This window comes from Devosia lacusdianchii (assembly GCF_022429625.1).
Lineage (GTDB): Bacteria > Pseudomonadota > Alphaproteobacteria > Rhizobiales > Devosiaceae > Devosia > Devosia lacusdianchii.
Genome location: NZ_CP092483.1, coordinates 1,271,443 through 1,289,951, shown reverse-complemented (window position 1 = coordinate 1,289,951; position 18,509 = coordinate 1,271,443). Strand labels below are relative to the sequence as shown.

18 protein-coding genes are annotated in these 18,509 nt (G+C 63.4%); 6 read left to right on the top strand and 12 right to left on the bottom strand.

All coding sequences use genetic code 11. The features are described 5' to 3' along the window. Positions 1 to 87: 87 nt before the first annotated feature. Complete coding sequence (locus MF606_RS06290; RefSeq protein ID WP_240232955.1) at positions 88 to 1,065, bottom strand: hypothetical protein; 978 nt, start codon at positions 1,063 to 1,065, stop codon at positions 88 to 90. A gap of 202 nt (positions 1,066 to 1,267) precedes the next feature. On the opposite strand from MF606_RS06290, the gene MF606_RS06285 reads away from it, so the two are divergent. Then, positions 1,268 to 1,708: a response regulator gene (locus tag MF606_RS06285; protein WP_275693128.1), complete on the top strand. Its 441-nt coding sequence runs from the start codon at positions 1,268 to 1,270 to the stop codon at positions 1,706 to 1,708. Here MF606_RS06285 and MF606_RS06280 read toward each other — a convergent pair. The 5 genes from MF606_RS06280 to rpiA all read right to left on the bottom strand — a co-directional run bounded on the left by MF606_RS06280 (position 1,705) and on the right by rpiA (position 8,137). Then, the gene (locus MF606_RS06280) at positions 1,705 to 3,612 is read right to left on the bottom strand and encodes a PAS domain-containing sensor histidine kinase (protein WP_240232953.1); all 1,908 of its coding nucleotides are present in this window, start codon (positions 3,610 to 3,612) and stop codon (positions 1,705 to 1,707) included. The genes MF606_RS06285 and MF606_RS06280 overlap by 4 nt on opposite strands. A 113-nt stretch (positions 3,613 to 3,725) precedes the next feature. Continuing rightward, on the bottom strand, positions 3,726 to 5,102 hold the full coding sequence (locus MF606_RS06275; protein ID WP_240232952.1) for a class II 3-deoxy-7-phosphoheptulonate synthase: 1,377 nt from the start codon (positions 5,100 to 5,102) through the stop codon (positions 3,726 to 3,728). A gap of 244 nt (positions 5,103 to 5,346) precedes the next feature. After that, positions 5,347 to 6,726, bottom strand: coding sequence for a glutathione-disulfide reductase (gor, locus tag MF606_RS06270; protein ID WP_240232951.1), 1,380 nt, complete (start codon positions 6,724 to 6,726; stop codon positions 5,347 to 5,349). 118 nt (positions 6,727 to 6,844) lie between these two features. Further along, positions 6,845 to 7,372: a DUF2059 domain-containing protein gene (locus MF606_RS06265; protein WP_240232950.1), complete on the bottom strand. Its 528-nt coding sequence runs from the start codon at positions 7,370 to 7,372 to the stop codon at positions 6,845 to 6,847. Between the two features lie 66 nt (positions 7,373 to 7,438). Further along, a complete protein-coding gene (gene rpiA / locus MF606_RS06260; protein ID WP_240232949.1) occupies positions 7,439 to 8,137 on the bottom strand; it encodes a ribose-5-phosphate isomerase RpiA in 699 nt (232 codons plus the stop codon). Positions 8,138 to 8,520: 383 nt separating this feature from the next. On the opposite strand from rpiA, the gene MF606_RS06255 reads away from it, so the two are divergent. Together MF606_RS06255 and moaA are read left to right on the top strand one after the other, a co-directional pair. Beyond that, positions 8,521 to 8,985: a L,D-transpeptidase gene (locus tag MF606_RS06255; protein WP_420842258.1), complete on the top strand. Its 465-nt coding sequence runs from the start codon at positions 8,521 to 8,523 to the stop codon at positions 8,983 to 8,985. Between the two features lie 224 nt (positions 8,986 to 9,209). Further along, complete coding sequence (moaA, locus tag MF606_RS06250; RefSeq protein ID WP_240232948.1) at positions 9,210 to 10,223, top strand: GTP 3',8-cyclase MoaA; 1,014 nt, start codon at positions 9,210 to 9,212, stop codon at positions 10,221 to 10,223. Between the two features lie 3 nt (positions 10,224 to 10,226). Here moaA and MF606_RS06245 read toward each other — a convergent pair whose 3' ends face one another. Beyond that, positions 10,227 to 10,904: a TetR/AcrR family transcriptional regulator gene (locus MF606_RS06245; protein WP_240232947.1), complete on the bottom strand. Its 678-nt coding sequence runs from the start codon at positions 10,902 to 10,904 to the stop codon at positions 10,227 to 10,229. A 66-nt stretch (positions 10,905 to 10,970) separates the two neighbouring features. On the opposite strand from MF606_RS06245, the gene MF606_RS06240 reads away from it, so the two are divergent. Then, positions 10,971 to 12,197, top strand: a complete 1,227-nt coding sequence (locus tag MF606_RS06240) for a glycosyltransferase (protein ID WP_240232946.1) — start codon at positions 10,971 to 10,973, stop codon at positions 12,195 to 12,197. A gap of 15 nt (positions 12,198 to 12,212) precedes the next feature. Here the strand turns inward: MF606_RS06240 and MF606_RS06235 are convergent, their stop codons facing one another. The 4 genes from MF606_RS06235 to MF606_RS06220 form a co-directional block, all read right to left on the bottom strand. Beyond that, entirely contained in the window at positions 12,213 to 13,052 is an 840-nt protein-coding gene (locus MF606_RS06235; RefSeq protein WP_240232945.1) for a polysaccharide deacetylase family protein, read from the bottom strand. A 21-nt stretch (positions 13,053 to 13,073) separates the two neighbouring features. Beyond that, positions 13,074 to 13,475, bottom strand: coding sequence for a VOC family protein (locus MF606_RS06230; protein WP_240232944.1), 402 nt, complete (start codon positions 13,473 to 13,475; stop codon positions 13,074 to 13,076). 16 nt (positions 13,476 to 13,491) lie between these two features. Then, complete coding sequence (locus MF606_RS06225; RefSeq protein ID WP_240233795.1) at positions 13,492 to 13,971, bottom strand: Lrp/AsnC family transcriptional regulator; 480 nt, start codon at positions 13,969 to 13,971, stop codon at positions 13,492 to 13,494. Positions 13,972 to 14,115: 144 nt separating this feature from the next. Then, entirely contained in the window at positions 14,116 to 14,607 is a 492-nt protein-coding gene (locus MF606_RS06220; protein ID WP_240232943.1) for a thermonuclease family protein, read from the bottom strand. Positions 14,608 to 14,773: 166 nt separating this feature from the next. Between MF606_RS06220 and MF606_RS06215 the strand changes: the two genes are divergently transcribed. Beyond that, entirely contained in the window at positions 14,774 to 16,300 is a 1,527-nt protein-coding gene (locus tag MF606_RS06215) for a sensor histidine kinase (protein ID WP_240232942.1), read from the top strand. Between the two features lie 74 nt (positions 16,301 to 16,374). Continuing rightward, the gene (locus tag MF606_RS06210) at positions 16,375 to 17,448 is read left to right on the top strand and encodes an HD-GYP domain-containing protein (protein ID WP_240232941.1); all 1,074 of its coding nucleotides are present in this window, start codon (positions 16,375 to 16,377) and stop codon (positions 17,446 to 17,448) included. On the opposite strand, the gene cobT is transcribed toward MF606_RS06210, so the two are convergent. Continuing rightward, positions 17,445 to 18,467: a nicotinate-nucleotide--dimethylbenzimidazole phosphoribosyltransferase gene (gene cobT, locus MF606_RS06205; RefSeq protein ID WP_240232940.1), complete on the bottom strand. Its 1,023-nt coding sequence runs from the start codon at positions 18,465 to 18,467 to the stop codon at positions 17,445 to 17,447. The two genes, MF606_RS06210 and cobT, sit on opposite strands and share 4 nt — an antisense overlap. Positions 18,468 to 18,509: the final 42 nt, after the last annotated feature.

Here is an 18,509-nt window from a genome sequence, read left to right as displayed (position 1 = left end):
CCACGGCAGGGGGACCGAACGCGCGCAAGACTTATCCGCTCGCCCTGAGGAGGGCAAGCGGACAACGGGTATGCGATGGTTGGCGGGCTAGAACTTGCCGGTCACTTCCAACAGCGCGCCATAGCGGAAGATGCGGGCGAAATTGCTCGGTAGGGTGAGCGTGGGCTGGTCGGCGCCGAAGGCATTGGAACTGAACTGGGCGTCGAGTTGGCCTTCGAGGTACCAGGCACGGCCACCGACGCGGACGGTAAGGTTCTCGGTGGGATGGAAGCCCACCATGGTCTCGGCCATGACGCCGTAACCGCGACCGCTCAGCGTCGTCGGGGCGCGCTCATAAAAGGGTATGCCCGCCAGGACGAATGGATCAGACCCGCTGCCGCCAACGGTACCCGACACGTGGGCATAGGGGATAGCGGCGACTTCGGCCTGAATGTCGAACATGTCGAAAGTGGCCTGCCCCTTGATGCCAAGGCGAAGGGCGTGGATGTCGAAATTATCCTGGGCAGGCGCAAAAGCCGAAGGCGCGCCGCCGGGGCCGGCAAACGCCGTGCCATATCGGCCCTGGCCTATATCGGGGGCGTCCTTCCAGTATTGATAGCCCACAAGGCCGCCGACGGCGAAGCCATCGGTCATGTTGCCGAAGGGTAGCCAGCCGAAATCGCCACCCGCATAGCCAATTCTAGAGCTTGAACCAATGGCGCCCGAAGATGCCGGGGTGATGGTATAGGTGCCAGTGGTGCCGAGGCTGATGCCGGCCTTGCCGCTCACATAGGTCTGGGTGGAGAGATCTTCGATCTTGCCGTGCAATTCGACGATGTGGCTCTGATCCCGGGTCGAAATCCCGACATCGCCGAGCGGCACGCCACCGACGGTCGCCGTGAAACCGGCATCTTGCGAACCCCAGGAGAGCCAGTAGCGAGCGCCCAGTTCGAAGCGGATCGAATCGTCAGGCTGCTCCCAATTTTCGGGATAGGCTGGGCGCAATTCCGGATAGTCGGCAGCGAGTGCCGGCGCTGCTGTGAGGACTGCCAGCGCCGCAACGGCGCCTTGCAGGGAGCGCTTCATAGTATCCTCCGGATAGGTGGCCCTTCTGGGTAATCTGGGCGAATTTATGAAGCATTAGGGTTAATGTTCCGCTAAGCGGGAGGGCCAGGAAGTTGGTGTTTTGGTAACTGCTCGAGCGCAAACTGACCATAACAGGGTGAATGTGGCCTAGCGCCCGCAACCAGTTGAGCGTCCGCGAGTTTGCTTTTAGGCCAGAAGGCGTGTGACGAGAGTAAGTGTGATGACGTGCAGGATATTGGTGGTCGAGGACGAGATTTTCGTCGCCACCGAGATTGAACATGTAGTCGAAGAAATGGGGCACCAGCCCGTCGGCATAGCGGCGGACCAGCGGTCCGCGTTGGCCCTGGCGGGATCGACCGACATCGCCCTGGTCGACCTCAACCTTCAGGATGGCCCAACCGGCGCGAGTATCGGCCGGATATTGGCGCAAACCCACGGCGTGACGGTACTGTTCATGACGGCCAATCCATCGCAATTGGGTGACGGCGTGCCCGGCACGATCGGGGTCCTGGCCAAGCCGGTATCCGACAGTGACCTGCGCGCCGCGGTGGCCTATGCCGTGGCTTGCCGCGAAGCAGCCGAGGCGACGGTGCCGCAGCGGCTCGTGTTGTTCCCGTGGTCTAGCCAGATGGCTGCCGGCTAGCGATCGGTTCGCAGCCGCGCCGAGCGCTTGAGCGCACTGGCCGGCAAATCGATCTCGATGCGCAGTCCTTCGGCATCCCAGACGCGTTCGATCGTACCGCCCAGCTGCCCCTGTACGCTGAGGTCGATGACGCGGAAACCAAAACCCGTCGTATCCGACACCATGCTGACCGGCTGACCGCCGTGTTCGGCCCATGACAAGTGGTAGCGATCGCCGATGCTTTGGCCTGATATCACCACCCTGCCCTCTTCGGTGAGGAAGGCGCCATACTTGGCCGCATTGGTGGCCAGCTCGTGGAATATCAGCGCCAGAGGCGTTGCGGCCCCATCATCGATCTCGATGTCGTCGCCACTGAAGGCGACCCTGCTGCCGTCCGTGCCCCGGTAAGGCCGCATCAGGCGATCGACGAGTGCCGCCAACGACCCCTGCGCGCCATCCGGCCGCGACGCGCGGCTGTGTGGCTGAACAAAATCGTGAGCCTCACCCAGAGCGTAGATGCGCTGGCGCAGTTCCTCGGCGAAGGGTTTGACCTCAGGGCGGCTGCGCGCTGAGAGGCTGATCAGGCCGGTGAGCACCGCAAAGATGTTCTTGATGCGGTGGCTGAGCTCCTGCGCCACCAGTTCGCGCTCCTCGCCGGCCAGCTTGGCTTCGTGGATATCGGTGCAGGTGCCAAACCAGCGGATGATGTGGCCCGCCGCGTCGCGGATGGGCAGAGCCAGGCCAAGCGTCCAGCGATAGGTGCCGGTATGGTGCTTGAGGCGGTATTCGATGTGGTAGGGCTCGCCCGTAGCCAGGGAGTGCTTCCAGACCTCCCAGGCGCGCTGCTGATCCTCGGGGTGGAACATGTCGTTCCATCCTTCGCCGTCGGTCGAGCCAGCGGGCACGCCGGTGAACTCATACCAGCGCGCATTGTAGTAGTCGTGATAGCCGTCCGGCAGCGTGGACCAGACCATCTGGGGCATGGTGTCAGCCAGGGTGCGGAAGCGCAATTCGCTCTCGGCAAGCGCCTCGGAGGTACGGCGCTGCTCGGTGACATCGACCACGACCCCGGGGAAACGCTGCGCCTTGCCCTCGGCATCGAGACGCGGGCGACCGGACGCTATGACCCAGCGGATCGCGCCGTCTTCGCCAACCAGGCGGTATTCGCTGTGGAGGGAGGAGCCCTCCCTGAGGGCGGTGCCGATCTCTTCACCCAGCCGCTCGACATCGTCGGGATGGACGGCCTGCAGGAATTGCCCGATCGGCACGCCGAGCCCGGCCTGCAGAGGGTCGAGATTATACATCTGGGCGAACTTGTCGTCGGAGGTGACGACGTTGTTGACCACATCCCAGTCCCAGGTGCCGACGAGGCTTGAGCCGCTCAGCGCCAGCGACAACCGCTCCTCGCTGCGGGCCAGCGCCTTTTCGGCCATCACCCGGTCGGTCGTCTCGTGGACGATGCACAGGGTGCCCAGCGGCACGCCATCGTCGTTGAGGATGGGGCTATAGTGCAGGTCCATCCAGCCGGATTCCGGCTCGCCGTGGCGGTTGAGGACAAGTTCCTGGTCGCGCAGGATCAGAGAGTGCCCGGCCAGGCCAAGGGCAATTTTGTGGCGGTTGAAGTCGGCGATCTCAGGCCAGGCCTCGGTCGCCGGCAGGCCAAAGATGGAGGGATGGCGGTCGCCAGCGAATTCGGCATAGGCGTCGTTATAGACGAGGACGCCGTCGGGGCCGACGAGCATCACCATCGGTGTGGAAGCGGCCATCATCACGCGGACCGCACCCTTGAGGCTTTCCGGCCAATCCGGGATGGGTCCCAGACGATTGGATGACCAGTCGTAGTCGTTGATTAGCTTGAGCGTTGGATTCTGCTCAAGGCGCGCCCGGGTTTCGGGACTGGCCGCAGGAAAGAGGGATCTTGGCATGCGCGGCTTTCATGAACACGGCGTCGATTCCGGGAAACCGTAGCATGACAGGCACGCCAGTCCCCTATGCCGCAACGCGCGGCCAGCGGCTTCGGTTCGCGGGCTGGCCCGGATTATTCGCCGGCGGCAACGCGCTGGCGGGGTGGCTTTTGGGCGTGCACTTCCTCCGCAACCAGGAAGGCCAGCTCAAGCGCCTGGCTGGCGTTGAGGCGCGGGTCGCAATAGGTGTGGTAGCGATCCGAAAGCGAGGCCTCAGTAACAGCCGAGAAGCCGCCGACGCATTCGGTGACGTCGTCGCCCGTCATCTCGATATGTACGCCGCCGGCATAGGTGCCCATTTCGCGGTGTATTTCAAAGAAGGACTTCACTTCCGAGAGCACCCGATCGAACGGCCGGGTCTTGTAGCCGGTGGAGGCCTTGATCGTGTTGCCGTGCATGGGATCGGAGCACCAGACGACGGTGCGGCCAGCCTTTTGCACGGTCTCGATGTGGCGCGGCAGGTGTTCGCTGACCTTGTCGGAGCCGTAGCGGCTGATCAGCGTGATGCGGCCGGCGTCGTCGGTCGGGTTCAGCCGGTCGAGCAGGCGGAGCAGGTCATCATTGCTGAGCGAAGGACCGCACTTGATGCCGATGGGGTTCTTGATGCCGGCGAAGTATTCGACATGGGCGGCGTCGGGCTGGCGGGTACGATCGCCGATCCACAGCATGTGGCCCGAGGTGGCGTACCAGTCGTTGGTGATGGAGTCGCGGCGGGTCAGCGCCTCCTCGTAGCCGAGCAGCAGAGCCTCGTGGCTGGTAAAGAAGCTGGTCTGGCGCAGGGCCGGCGTGTTGTCGGGGTTGAGGCCGAGAGCGCCCATGAAGGTGATGGCGTCGTCGATCTTGCGCGCCACTTCTTCGTACCGCGGAAACCAGTTGGAGCCCTTCATGAACCCGACGGTCCATTCGTGGATCCGGGTCAGCTCGGCGTAGCCGCCCATGGAGAAGGCGCGCAGCAGGTTCAAAGTGGCAGCAGACTGGCGGTATGCTTGCAGCATGCGGTCGGGATCGGGGACGCGCGATGCTGCGTTGAAGTCGATGGCGTTGATGATATCGCCGCGATAGCTGGGCAGCTCAACGCCATCGATAATCTCGGTATCGGACGAGCGCGGCTTGGCAAACTGGCCGGCAACGCGGCCGACCTTGACCACGGGCTTGGACGCGCCGTGGGTCAATACGACAGCCATTTGCAGAAAGACGCGGAAGAAATCGCGGATGTGGTCAGCGCCGTGCTCGGCAAAGCTCTCGGCGCAATCGCCGCCCTGCAGCAGGAAAGCCTCACCACGGGCAACGGCAGCCAGGCGGGTCTTGAGATCACGCGCTTCACCGGCAAAGACCAGCGGCGGGAAGCTCGCCAATTGGCGCTCGGCCTCCTGGAGCTTGGCAGCGTCGGGATAGGCCGGAACCTGGGAAATCGGCTTGGCGCGCCAGCTATCGGGGGTCCAGGTGCTCATATCAGGTCTCGCGGTGCAGTTGCTTGCGGGCGGAATACCAAGGCCGGCGGGGCGGGACAAGAATATTCGGGATGGACATTGGTCGTAGGGGTGGGACGAGGGAGTAGTTGGTTTTGCGCGGTGTCATTCCGGCGCAGGCCGGAATCCATGCTGAAGGCCATTCCCGCGCTGGATGTTGCGGCGCGCCACGGACGTGGATCCCGGCCTTCGCCGGGATGACATCGTGATTAGTCGCCACGCACAACTAGCCACCCACCTTCTGGCCGTTGCGATAGGTGTAGCTGGGGGCCTTGAAGGTCACGAGTTCTTCGGCGGCCGTAGGGTGTAGGGCCATGGCGCGGTCGAAATCGGCCTTGGTGGCGCCCATGCCCATGGGGATGGCGACGAGCTGAATCATTTCGGCGGCGCCCGGGCCCAGGATGTGGCAGCCGAGCACCTTGCCGCCATTGGCGCCGACGATGAGCTTGAGGATCATGCGCTCGGTGCGGGTGGAGAGCGTGTTGATCATCGGCCGGAAGCGGGCGACGTAGACGTCGATATCGCCATGGGTTGTTGCTTCGGCCTCGGTGAGGCCGATGACGCCGATCTCCGGGTCGGAGAAGACGGCGGTCGGGATCTGGGAATGGTCGACGGCAAGCGGGTTGTTGTTAAAGACCGTCTCGGCGAAGTACCAGCCTTCGCGAATGGCGACCGGGGTCAGCGCGGCGCGGCCGGTAACGTCACCCACCGCATAGATCGAAGGGACCGAGGACTGCGAATAGGCGTCGACTTTGATCGCGCCAGCCGAGGTCAGCTCCACCCCGACCTTGTCGAGGCCGAGGCCGCGCGTATTGGGCGTACGACCGGTGGCCGTCATTACCGCGCCGTAGGGGGCGGTTACGCCGTCGCTGAACGTAGCCAGGATGTCGTTGCCATGCCGGGCGAGCGACTTGATCGTGGTCTGGTAGACGATCTTGATACCACGCTCGATGAGGCCCGCTTCGAGCCCCACCGCCATGTCGTCGTCGAAGGTGCGCAGGATGCGCTGGCCCCGATAGATGATCGTGGTGTCGACCCCGAGGCCGGCGAAAATGGTGGCGAATTCGACCGCGATATAGCCGCCGCCTTCGATAAGGATGGAATGCGGCAGAGCCGGCAGGTCGAAGGCTTCGTTGGAGGTGATGGCCAGTTCAGCGCCCGGAATATGCGGGACATGTGGGTGCCCGCCGGTGGCGATGAGGATGTACTTCGCGGTCAGGTCGCGCGCCTGGCCGACAAGGTGGACCGTATTGGGGCCGGAGACCACGGCGCGGTCCTTGATGATCTCAGCGCCAGGCTTTTCGAGATTGGTCGTATAGGCGTGCTCGAGCCGGGTGATTTCCTTTTCTTTGGCAGCGACCAGGGTCGGCCAATCAAAGGTGGCGTCTACCTGCCAGCCGAAGCTGGAGGCGACGTCGAACATGTCGTGGAAGCGGCTGGCATAGACATAGAGCTTCTTGGGGACGCAACCGCGGATAACGCAGGTGCCGCCGACGCGAAACTCCTCGATGACGGCGACCTTGGCGCCATAGGTTGCCGCCATGCGGGCGGCGCGAACACCGCCGGAGCCGGCACCGATGACGACAAGATCATAGCTATCAGTCATGTGGCGCTCCTATTGGCCGGGCATACATCGTCAACTACCGATGAATATCATGTGCCGCTTCGCACAAAAAAAGGCCCCGCACAAGGCGGGGCCGGATGATCTGCCATGCGGCAGGTGACTAAATCGCGATGCCCTGGGCACGCAGGTCGGCGCGGACCTTGGCGAAGAATTCGGGGCGCACATTGGTGGTGAAAACCTGAAGAACGCGCTGCAGGTCGATATTGGCCTCAGAGTTGGCCGCCGACAGCTTCTGGCCGGTCGGGGACTCGTAGAAGGCCACGATCTCCTGGAGCTCCTCGATGGTGAAACGGACGGCATAGACGCGCGCAAACTGGTCAAGCAGCTCACCCTTGCGGCCCTTGTACTCTTCCAGGACCTTGCTGATCGCAGCATCGGTCTGCTCGGAAATCTCGGGGTTCTGCTGCACGATCTGGCGCATGGTGCCGATGGCAATCTCGACCAGGGTGGTTTCGTACACTGCGGCACGATCGGTCAGATCGATATACTTGCGCGCCAAAGCCAGCTGTTCGGGCGGAACTTCCTGGGCGAAGGCCGGCACGGACAGCGCCAGAACGAGGGCGCTCAACGCCACTGCCAACAGCGCCTTCGAGCGCACAATCACACCGGTCATCGTCGAAATACCCATCTTGTCACGATCCAATCAGTTCATGCTGCGCGCCGGATTACCGAAACCGTCCTTCGGTCCGACGCTCTAAACTTTGCTCTGAAGCGTTCTTACGCCATCCGGCGCTGCCACATAAGCCGTCTTGCACATTTTCAGGAACAGTCCGTGCTGCACCACGCCGGCAATATCGAGCAAGTCCCGCGATAGCGCTTCTGGCTGCGAAATGCGGCCAAAAAATGCATCGAGAATGAGGTGTCCGCCGTCGGTGACGAATGCCTCACCCGAGGCCGCCTCGCGCAGGCGCAGACCACCTTCGGCGCCATGAGCGGCGATCACGTTGGCCACGGCGCGCCGGGTGGCGCCCAGGCCAAAACGGTTGACCTCGATAGGCAACGGGAAGCGACCGAGCGTTTTGACCAGCTTGGACACATCGGCGATGACAATCATGGCGTCGGAAGCGGCGGCCACGATCTTCTCGCGCAGCAGGGCACCGCCACCGCCCTTGATGAGATTGAGGACCGGATCGATCTCGTCGGCACCATCGATGGTGATGTCGAGGCGATCGAGCGCATCGAGATCGGATAGCGCGATGCCCAGCGACTGCGCCTGACGAGCGGTGACTTCGGAGGTTGGGACGCAGATGCAGTCGAAGCCTGCAGCGACCCTTTCGCCGAGCAGATCGACAAAATGCTTGGCCGTCGAACCCGTGCCCAGGCCGAGACGCATGCCGGACTGAACCTGGGTGAGCGCCATGGCCGCGGCCTGCCGCTTCAAGTCCTCGCTCATGGTGACCTCCCTGCTGATATTCAAGTGCCCATCGCAGGGCGGCAAGCCCCTGTCAATGCAACGAAAGCAGGCACATCACGGATTGGTGAACGCACACTGTAACCCGCTGGCAACACAATTTGGCGAAGGTGGGGCGAGTGTGGCAGAATCGAGGCGTCGTCCTCTTTTCGGTGTTCTGCAAAGCGCGTAAGCAACGACAATTGTTCAAACGTACGAATCGAACGTGCGTTCTACTTCAGAGGCCAAGTCGTCAGATGCTCAAGTTCAAGTCCGCGATAGCAATCGGGCTATCGATACTCCTCTCGGCGACCAGCGTTATGCCGACAATGGCGGCGCGCGTGTACAATGCAGACACCAATATGTGGGAAGAGCCGTCGGTCGCGATGACACGCAACCGTGGTGGCAGCCCTATCCGCAAGGAAATCGTCGACTACGAGACCAGCCAGAAGCCCGGCACGATCGTGATCGAGACGGATGAGCGGCGTCTGTATCTGGTGCTCGAAGACGGCAAGGCGATGCGTTATGGCGTGGGCGTCGGCCGCGACGGCTTCACCTGGTCCGGTACGCACCGCATTACCCGCAAGGCCGAGTGGCCGGGCTGGACGCCGCCGGCACAGATGCGCAAACGCGTTCCCGACCTGCCGGCCTATATGCCGGGTGGCCCCGACAATCCGCTGGGCGCACGCGCGCTCTATATCGGCTCAACGCTGTATCGCGTGCATGGCACGTCGGAGCCGTGGTCGATCGGCCAGGCGGTGTCGTCGGGCTGCATCCGCCTCACCAACGAAGATATTACCGACCTCTACGAGCGCGTGCAGGTTGGCGCCCGGATTATCGTCAACCACTAGCGCCGGCGTCATGATGCTGGGCTGCAAACGGCGGCTATCTGCGCTTCCGGTCCTCACGTACTTGGGTACGCTCCGGTCCGGTTCTCGATAGCCACCGTTTTCGCCTCAGCTTGACCTGGCTGACTTGCCCCTAGCGCCAAATTGATCAGTGGGTCGCCTTCGGCGACCCTTTTTTGTTTGTCTCCCGACTTTGAATTATCGGTGACCGGTACTACGTTCGCGCCATGACCGTGCACACGCCCCCTGCCCGCCCGCTTGTTGACCGCTATGGGCGGCACATTTCGTATCTGCGGATATCGGTGACCGACCGCTGCGATTTTCGCTGCGTCTATTGCATGGCCGAGGACATGACCTTCCTGCCCAAGAAGGACGTGCTCAGCTTCGAGGAAATCGAGACCATCGCGTCGGCCTTCATCGCGCGCGGCGTCGGCAAGATCAGGCTGACGGGCGGAGAGCCGCTGGTGCGGCGCGATATCATGGACCTAGTGGCAACGCTGGGGGCACGGGTGGGCAATGGGCTCGACGAGCTCACCATCACCACCAATGGCAGCCAGTTGCGCAAGCACGCGCAGGGACTGTTCGATGCCGGTGTGCGGCGGCTCAACGTGTCGCTCGATACGCTTGACGCCGAGCGCTTCCGGGCAATTACGCGGCGCGGACGGATCGAGGATGTGCTTGCCGGCATCGACGCCGCGCAGGCGGTCGGGCTGGCGATCAAGGTCAACATGGTGGCGATGCGCGGCGTCAATGATGACGAGATCGAACCCATGATGGCCTGGGCGCATGGCCGAGGCATGGGCCTGACGCTGATCGAGGGCATGCCGCTGGGCGAAGTGGGCATTGACCGGGTGGATAGCTATCTGCCGCTGCGCGAGCTGCACGATACGCTGGCGCGCCGCTACACGCTGCAAAAGCTCGACAAGCGCACCGGCGGCCCGGCGCGTTATGTCCATGTCGCCGAAACGGGCGGCGTGCTGGGCTTCATCACCCCGATGAGCCACAATTTCTGCGAGAGCTGCAACCGCGTACGGCTGACCGCGACGGGGCAGCTTTTTATGTGCCTTGGCCAGGACGACCAGGTGAACCTGCGCGACGTCCTACGTGGCGGCGGCCCTGAGGCGCTGGACGCGGCACTCGACCAGGCCATGCTGCTCAAGCCAAAGGGGCATGATTTCGTGCTGGATCGCAGCCGGACGGAGCCAGCCGTCGCGCGGCACATGAACGTGACTGGCGGTTAGCCGCTACCAGCCGAACAGTTCGCGAGCACTCCCTGGCCGGACCAATTGCACCGTTCGATCCGGTAGGCCGAGAATTCGATCAATGGCGATCCCCTGCTGCACCAGTCGGCGTTCGAGGCCGGCCAGCGCGACCGCACGCTCGTCGGCGGTGGACGCCGACAGGCATCCGGCCACCATGTCATGGGTAACGCTACCAAGGGCGAGAATGATCTCCGCGGTGGTCACGGGGTCGTCGACCGAGAAGAGAGATTCGGTCATGCCCTGCCTGATAACCTCGGCCAGCGGTCGCGCCAGAACAGCCGAGACAGCGCTATGCAGCCGGTGGTAGAGCGCGAGGTTCTCCGGGCGAAAGATGGCGCCGAATGTCGCCGCGGACCGGGAGCCCTTGTCCTCCCCCGCGTGCCCGAAAAAGGCGCGCAGCTTATCCAGGGCCGTCAGGCCCGGCGCTTCAAGCTCGCCTGTAACCCGCGCAAGCGCCTGCTCCGCGGCTCGACCGGCCAATGCTTCCAGCAGCGCCTCCTTGGATGGAAAGTAGTGATAGAAAGCGCCCTTGGACAGCCCGGCCCGGCGGATGATCTCGTCGACCGAGGTGCCGTCATAGCCTTTGTCGCCAAAACGCTCGGCAGCGATGGCGAGGAGCTCGTCCCTCCTGATATCGGGATGTTTGATAACGCGCGGCATGACACACCTTGAAACCGACCGATAGTCGGTATAACTGACCGCCAGTCGGTCTACAATGGATTTGTCATGCGCATCGCCATACATACGCTTGGTACCAGGGGGGATTTGCAGCCTTACCTGGCGCTTGCCCAGGCGCTGAAGTCCCGGGGTCACACAGTCGTCCTTGCTGGTCCCGAGCAGTTTGAGGCGGATGCCTCCGCCAAGGGCATAGACTATGCCGCGCTGCCGGGCGCGTTCCTGGATCTGCTGAATTCGCCGGAAGGCAAAAAGGCGGTGGCCGGCGGCGGTGGGCTTGCGCCCGGCTTCAAGCTAATCGGCGTTGTGACGCCGATGATGCGCGGCCTTCTCGACCGCGAACTCGAAGTGGCCCGGGATTTCCAACCGGAGCTGATCGTCTACCACCCAAAGTCGCTGGCCGCTCCGCATCTATCCGAAGCGCTGGACATTCCCGCCGTTCTTGCATCGCCGTTGCCGGGTTTCACTCCCACGGCGGCTTTCCCCAGCCCCTTGCTCCCTTTCAGCAATCTGGGACCACTGAACCGGCCAAGCCACATGTTGGCAACCCATGGCGCCGGAGTTCTGTTCGGCAAGACGATCCAGGGCTGGCGGCGCGATGCCCTAGGTATGTCGCGAGGAAGCGGTCGCGCCCCAGTGCGAACGCTGTATGCCTATAGCCCGCAGGTCTTGCCAAAGCCAGCGGACTGGGGAGATGACGTTGTGGTCACCGGTTACTGGTTCCTGGATGAGCCCGGCTGGGTCATGCCACCGGCTCTGAATGCGTTCCTCAAGGCGGGCCCGTCGCCGGTCTATGTCGGCTTCGGCAGTATGCCTGGCGTCGAGCCGGGTGCGCTGACGGCGCTGGTTGCCCAAGCTTTGCAACAGGCGGGGCTTCGCGGCGTGCTGGCGACGGGCGGAGGAGCAATGGCTGCTCAACCTGTGGGGACACACGTGCATCTCATTGCTCACGCACCGCATGACCAGCTTTTCCCGCATATGCGCGCCGCGCTGCATCACGGCGGGGCCGGAACGACGGGTGCAGCGTTGCGCGCGGGCCTGCCAATGGCAATCTGCCCCTACTTTGGCGACCAGCCGTTTTGGGCCCGCCGCATGATGGAGCTGGGGGTCGCGGGAACCCCGCTGAATCGCAAAACCCTTGACGCCCAGTCTCTTGCCATCGCCTTGGGGGAGCTGCTGGCGGGCCCCGCGGCCGCTCGCGCCGTGGACCTGGGCGGACGGATTCGCCATGAGAATGGCCTGGCAACTGCCTGCGCCGCGATCGAAGGCGCGGCCTAGTGGCCCATGGCGCGATCAGCCACGCGCCCGCATCGCGTCGCGGAGGCTGCGCATGCCGATGAGTTCGATGCCCGCGGCGTCGAGCAATTCCTTCGCGCGACCGGAGCGGAAGACGTCGTATTCGCCGATGCGGGTTGGCGCGTCGTCGGAATAGAGCTCGATGTCGCCGGGCGCCGCGAAATGGAAGCCACCCCAGTTCAAACCTGGCCCGACCTGACTGAAAATCTCGGCATAGTTTGCCGCATCCGGCGCAAGATTGCCGAATGGCGTGGTAACGAAGCGCTGGAAATCGGGATTGCCGCGTGCGACCAGCCGATCGAATTGAGGCGCGAAATCAGTGCCTTCCGGCGCCATATTGCCGACGTCACGGGCGAGCAATACCGGCAGGCGGAACTCCTCGCCGAGGGCGACGTAGATATCGACATATTCGGGCTGCCAGGTGGTACCCATGTGAGAGTCGAGGTGGGTGACGTCGATACCAGCGTCGAGGGCCGCGATAATCTGCGCGCGAAGCTCAGCCGCGACGGCTTGGCGGTCAGCGTTGCGCGCTTCGGGAACATCCCGCCACATGAAGCCGTCGCTGTCGGTCAGGCCATTGCCCGAGACGCCGGTGAGCGGGCGCCAGCGGAAGCCGGGAAACTCCGCGGTCAGCGTCAGATGGACGCCAATATCGAGGTCTGGTCGCTCTCGCGAAATGTCGGCCATTTCGGGGAACCAGGGACAGGGCACCATCACCGAGCCGCTGGTGACAACGCCCAGGTCGCATAGCTCGACGAAAGCCTTGTTCGCACTGTGGCTGGCGCCGAGATCGTCGTGATGGACAACAAGAGTTGGAGCGGCTGACGCTTCGGTCATCGGGTTGGTCCTCGGACTGGATCAGCGGCCTTCGGCGCGCTCGATGAGTTCGACGATGATGCCGTCGGGATCACGGACGAAGGCCACGCGGCGCATCATCTCGGTGTTGTAGGCATCGCGCGGGCGTTCGACAACCTCGACGCCCGCGGCCTCCAGCTTGCCAATCATGGCGTCGACATCGTCGAAGGCGAAGGTGAGGTGGCGCATGCCGGCCTCGGCCGGCGGGACGTCGCGCGAGCGGTCGATGGCCGATGCGGGAGCGAAAATCTCCAGCATGCCGCCGCCGGCATCAAGGAAGGCCAGTTCGCCCTTGGCGGCGGGCTTCCGCAGGGCCAGCCGCAGTCCAAGCAGATCGCAGTAGAAGGCAATGGTCCGGTCGAGATTGCCTGAAGTCATGCCCACATGTTCGAAACCGCGCAGCATGACCGTTCTCCGAAGCTTACTTGTCGTCGTCGACCACGATGGCGAAATCGAGTGGCAGGGCCGTGGTGTACTTGATCTGGCCCATGGCGAAGGCCGAGCTCACATCGGTCAGATTGATCTTGCTGATGAGCTTTTTGTAGAAGGAATCGTAGGCGCCGATATCGGGCACCACGACGCGCATCAGGTAATCAACCTCCCCGCTCATGCGGTAGAATTCCACGACCTCGGGAAATTCGTCGATGACGCTGGAGAACTTCCGCATCCAGGCGTCGTTGTGTTCATTAGTCTTGACCGAAACGAAGACGGTGACGCCGACATTGACCTTGGCCGGATCGAGCACGGCGACGCGGCGCTGGATGACTCCGTCTTCTTCCATCTTCTGAATGCGACGCCAGCATGGGGTAGTGGACAGGCCAACCTTGCGACCGATCTCAGCCACCGGCATGGTGGCATCCTTCTGCAAAAGCGTCAGAATTTTGCGATCTATCTTGTCCAATGCCATATCGCCCCCGCGAGATCAGATTTCCAAGAATGGCAAAAAACCATCCCCAAATCGGCTGTCTAACTGCCACAGCCGGCCGTAGTTAGCAATAATCTTGCGCGAACCAACTCTAACGGCCGGATTTTACCCAGCGTTAACCTAGAGCCCGATGGCGGACAGAAACCCCCAGGCGCCCTGTGGACGCGGGTGGTCGTCGCGCCAGCTGCGCGGCGTGTCGAAGCCACCGGCCCAGATGCCACGCCGGGCGGCGCGGGCGTCGGCCTCCTCGCTCCAGTAGGAACCCGAAGAAATGGCCAGGCCCTCGCTGACCATGACTGCCCCAAGGTCGCGTCCACCGGCGGTGCAATAGGCGAGAAGCCGTCCATATTGGTCATTGTCTTCGGGCCGGCAATCCACCGGCCCGGAGGACAGCAGCGCCGCCATGCGATCGCGGGCGGCACGCCCGCAGGGCCACTGCCCGCCATCCTCGGCATCGCATTGCTGGGCGAGCTCAGGCGCGTCGAGACCCAGGAGCCGGACGCGGTCATCGCCCAGCCGGAAGCTGTCGCCGTCGCTGGCGCGGGCATTGCCCGCCACAGGCGGTGGCGGCGGGTCGAGGCGCGCGGCGACCACTGCCAGCGCCGCCAACACGATGATGGCCAGGAGGGCGCCGGTGCGACCGGAAAAGATGCTGGTTCGGTAGACTTGTCGACGCAGGATTTCACCACCCGTTAACTACGCTGTCGCTAGAGTTTTGCCTTGAGCATCGCGAACGCGTTTTCGGTTCGCAGTATCTAGTAACGAGTAACGAGTTTCCATGCCGTCCCAGCCGGTTGTCACCGATGACGTCCGTTCGCAAATGGGACGCGATGGAAAGCGCTCGGCGCAGAAAACGGTGCTCGACGCCCGTCAACGCCTCACCTCCAGCTCCGGCACCCGCGCTTCGTTCGATTTCGAACTGATGCACGACTACGCCGAGTCGCGCCTGGCCGCAGCATTGCCAATGGCGGCGATCGTGGCGATTCTCGCTATTGTCGCGACATTCTGGGTGCCGCCGGTGTTCACCTCGCTGTGGGCCGGCATGGTGGTGCTGAGCCTCCTGATCGTGGTGCTGATGGCGCAGCGCTTCAAGCGCAGCGATCCGGCCAAATTCAATGCCGAGCAATGGACGCGCAGCTTCGTCGCCGGCGAGACGCTTTATGGTCTGTCATGGTCGTTGCTGGCGCTATTCACCCTGGTTTCGAACCCGGACACGCTGACGCCAGTCATGTTCGCCATGGTGCTGGTTGCCGTCGCCGCCAATGCGGTGGCGACCAATGCGCTTCCGCCCGCAACGCTGATGAGCACGATGCCGGTGACCGCGACGGTGACCGCCAACCTGATCGCGCTGGGCGGCACGCTGAATTACACGCTGGCGGCGGTGGCGGTGTGCGGCGAGATCTTCTTCGTTTACCTGGCGCGTCAGCTGCATGCCTCAAAGCTTGGCACCATCACCTACCAGGGCGAAAAGGACGCGCTTATCAACGAGCTTGAGGAAGCGCGGCATATGTCGGACGAGGCTCGCCGGCATGCCGAGCAGGCTAATATTGCCAAGTCGCAGTTCCTGGCGACGATGAGTCATGAGCTGCGCACGCCGCTCAACGCCATTATCGGCTTCTCCGAGGTGCTGAAATCGGAGCTGCTGGGGCCGCATCAGGTGCCGCAATACAAAGAGTATGCCGGCGATATCCACGGCAGCGGGCAGCACCTGCTCAACCTCATCAACGAGCTTCTCGACCTCAGCCGCATCGAGGCGGGCAAGTATGAGCTCAATGAGGAAGTGGTGTCGCTGGTGGACATCGCCGAAGACTGCCGTCGTATGATGGAATTGCGCGCCAAGGCCAAGGGCATCGAGCTGGTCTTCACTGTCGGCAACAACCTGCCCCGGCTCTGGGGTGACGAACGCGCTATCCGCCAGGTCGTGCTGAACCTGCTCAGCAACGCGATCAAGTTCACACCGCAGCAGGGCAAGGTCGTGCTACTGGTGACGCGCAGCGGCGACGGCGGCCAATTGGTTTCGGTCAAGGACAACGGTCCGGGCATCCCCGAAGACGAAATCGCGACGGTGCTCTCCTCGTTCGGCCAGGGCTCGCTGGCGCAGAAGACTGCCGAACAGGGCGCGGGCCTGGGTCTTCCCATCGTGCAGAAAATCATGGAACTGCATCAGGGCCGGTTCGATCTCTTCAGCAAGCTCAGGTTTGGTACCGAAGTGATCGCTACATTCCCGCGCGCCCGTGTCATGGATGCGCTGGCGCCTGTCGTCGAGAAGAAAAACCGCCTCGAGATCTATTCCGAAGCCGGTTAGTCCCACATCGCAATAAAATTAGCTTTGCAACAATACTCCCGGCGCTACATTGATCCTGCGTCAGGGAGGGCCATGTGCTCGATCAACTACGGCATGGCGGCTTGTTGCTTGTCACGGACCGAGTCGCCGACGCGCGAATTTCCGCCCTGGCCAAGAGCTTAGGGGCCGAGCCGGTGCATATCGATGCATTCGGCGCCGGTTACCTCGCCCATGACCCCAGCATGATCTTTGATGTCGACCTTCGGCGGATCGACCTCGTCCGCAAGCTCAAAGGTGTGCTGCTAAGGCGCGGTGGCGGCTGCAGGCTGTTCATCGTCGATCCGGATAGCCGCGTCACCACCGTCCACGCCAGCGTGCTCGGGGCCGACATGACCCTGCCGCGTCCGGCCAAAGCATCCGAGATCAATGCCGCCATCCGCAAGCACTTCGGCGTCAGCACGGCGCGGATCGACGACGAAGCGGTAGCGCGATCCATCGAGGCCGGTGTGGAGGCGCTCGACCAAAGCTTCCGCTCGATGACGGAAAATGCGCCGCTCGATACCACCAGCGTGCTCAACGCGAGCGGGCAGATCGCCGAAGCGGTGTCCGAACTCGGCGTCGATGACTGGCTAGCGACGGTCAAGGGCTACCATGTCGGCACGTTTCAGCACTGCATGCTGGTGACGGGTGTGGCCGCGGCGTTTGCCAGCAGGGCAGGAATGGCGCGGCGTGATGTCGTCAGGCTGACCGTGGCGGGCCTGTTGCATGATATCGGAAAGGCAGTGGTGCCCATCGAGCTGCTCGACAAGCCCACCGCATTGACGCCAGAGGAAATGGCCATCGTGCGCATGCACCCGGTCACCGGCTACAACTATCTGGCGGCGTCGAGCACGATCAGCCCCGATGCGCTCCGCAGCGTGCGTCACCATCACGAATTTCTCGATGGTACGGGATATCCGGACGGGCTCAGTGGCAGCGAGATCGATGACCTGACGCGGATCATCACGATCTGCGACATCTATTCCGCATTGATCGAACGCCGCAGCTACAAGGAACCGAAAAGCCCGGTGCAGGCCATGGTCATCCTCAATGCCATGGCTGCCGCCGGCAAGCTCGAGACCAGCCTGGTGCGCGAGCTCGGCCGGATCATGACACCGAAAGCGGCCTAGGCTTCCTTGCCGCTGACGGCGGCGCTTTCGAACGTGGCCATGTTGTTGTGGAGATGCAAAGCCGTCTTGGCGAGCACCGCGGCCAGCGCCGCGCCGCTCCCCTCGCCCAGCCGCATCCCGAGATCGAGCAAGCCCTTCTGGTCCATGGCCGCGAGCGCGCGGGCATGACCGGACTCCGCCGACACATGGGCGAAAATGCAGTGGTCGATCGCCTGCGGATTGACCGCGTGGGCGATGGCAGCGGCCGCGGTGGCAACGAAGCCATCGACGATGACAGGCACCTTCTGGTGGCGGGCGGCCAGCAGAGCACCAAGCATAGCGGCGATTTCGCGCCCGCCCAGCCGAGCAAGGATACCGAGCGGGTGGTCGAGGTCACCGGCATGCCGGGCCAAAGCGCGATCGACGGCGTCGGCCTTGCGCGCCAGGCCAGCATCATCGACGCCGGTGCCGCGGCCCACCCAATCGGCGCCGGTACCGCCATAGAGGGCGGCGTAGACGGCTGCAGCGACGGTGGTGTTGCCGATGCCCATTTCGCCGATGCAGATCAGGTCGGGTTTGCCGGCAATGGCTTCCATGCCGTAGGCGATGGTGGCGGCGCACATCTTGTCGTCGAGCGCGGCTTCCTGGGTGATGTCGCCAGTCGGCAGTTCCAGTGCCAGCTCGAACACCCGCAGGTTGATTTCATGCAGAGCGCAAATCTGGGAGATCGCGGCGCCGCCATTGGTGAAATTGGCGACCATCTGCGCGGTTACCTCGCGCGGAAAGGCGGACACGCCCTGATCCGTCACGCCGTGATTGCCGGCGAAAATGGTGACCATGGGATTGTCGAGACGCGGACGCGCCCTGCCCTGCCAGCGCGCGAGGAACTCCACGAGCCCTTCGAGCGCGCCCAGAGAACCGGCGGGTTTGGTCAACTGCGCATCGCGTTGCCGCACCGCCATGACGGCCGACTCATCGCCATCAGGCACGATGGTCAGAAGCTCGATGACATCGGCATAGGCGGGATTGAGCGAGGGCATGGCGGGTCCGGAATGCTGTGATAAAAGCTGGCGACTTGTTGC

Excerpts from the sequence above, each read along its gene's own strand:
- MF606_RS06245 (WP_240232947.1), bottom strand. The coding sequence starts at position 10,904 with ATGCCGCGCGTTATCAAACATCCCGATATCAGGAGGGACGAGCTCCTC.
- MF606_RS06265 (WP_240232950.1), bottom strand. The coding sequence starts at position 7,372 with ATGGGTATTTCGACGATGACCGGTGTGATTGTGCGCTCGAAGGCGCTG.
- cobT (WP_240232940.1), bottom strand. The coding sequence starts at position 18,467 with ATGCCCTCGCTCAATCCCGCCTATGCCGATGTCATCGAGCTTCTGACC.
- MF606_RS06235 (WP_240232945.1), bottom strand. The coding sequence starts at position 13,052 with ATGACCGAAGCGTCAGCCGCTCCAACTCTTGTTGTCCATCACGACGAT.
- MF606_RS06290 (WP_240232955.1), bottom strand. The coding sequence starts at position 1,065 with ATGAAGCGCTCCCTGCAAGGCGCCGTTGCGGCGCTGGCAGTCCTCACA.
- MF606_RS06275 (WP_240232952.1), bottom strand. The coding sequence starts at position 5,102 with ATGAGCACCTGGACCCCCGATAGCTGGCGCGCCAAGCCGATTTCCCAG.
- MF606_RS06255 (WP_420842258.1), top strand. The coding sequence starts at position 8,521 with ATGACACGCAACCGTGGTGGCAGCCCTATCCGCAAGGAAATCGTCGAC.
- MF606_RS06280 (WP_240232953.1), bottom strand. The coding sequence starts at position 3,612 with ATGCCAAGATCCCTCTTTCCTGCGGCCAGTCCCGAAACCCGGGCGCGC.
- gor (WP_240232951.1), bottom strand. The coding sequence starts at position 6,726 with ATGACTGATAGCTATGATCTTGTCGTCATCGGTGCCGGCTCCGGCGGT.
- rpiA (WP_240232949.1), bottom strand. The coding sequence starts at position 8,137 with ATGAGCGAGGACTTGAAGCGGCAGGCCGCGGCCATGGCGCTCACCCAG.
- MF606_RS06230 (WP_240232944.1), bottom strand. The coding sequence starts at position 13,475 with ATGCTGCGCGGTTTCGAACATGTGGGCATGACTTCAGGCAATCTCGAC.
- MF606_RS06240 (WP_240232946.1), top strand. The coding sequence starts at position 10,971 with ATGCGCATCGCCATACATACGCTTGGTACCAGGGGGGATTTGCAGCCT.
- moaA (WP_240232948.1), top strand. The coding sequence starts at position 9,210 with ATGACCGTGCACACGCCCCCTGCCCGCCCGCTTGTTGACCGCTATGGG.
- MF606_RS06215 (WP_240232942.1), top strand. The coding sequence starts at position 14,774 with ATGCCGTCCCAGCCGGTTGTCACCGATGACGTCCGTTCGCAAATGGGA.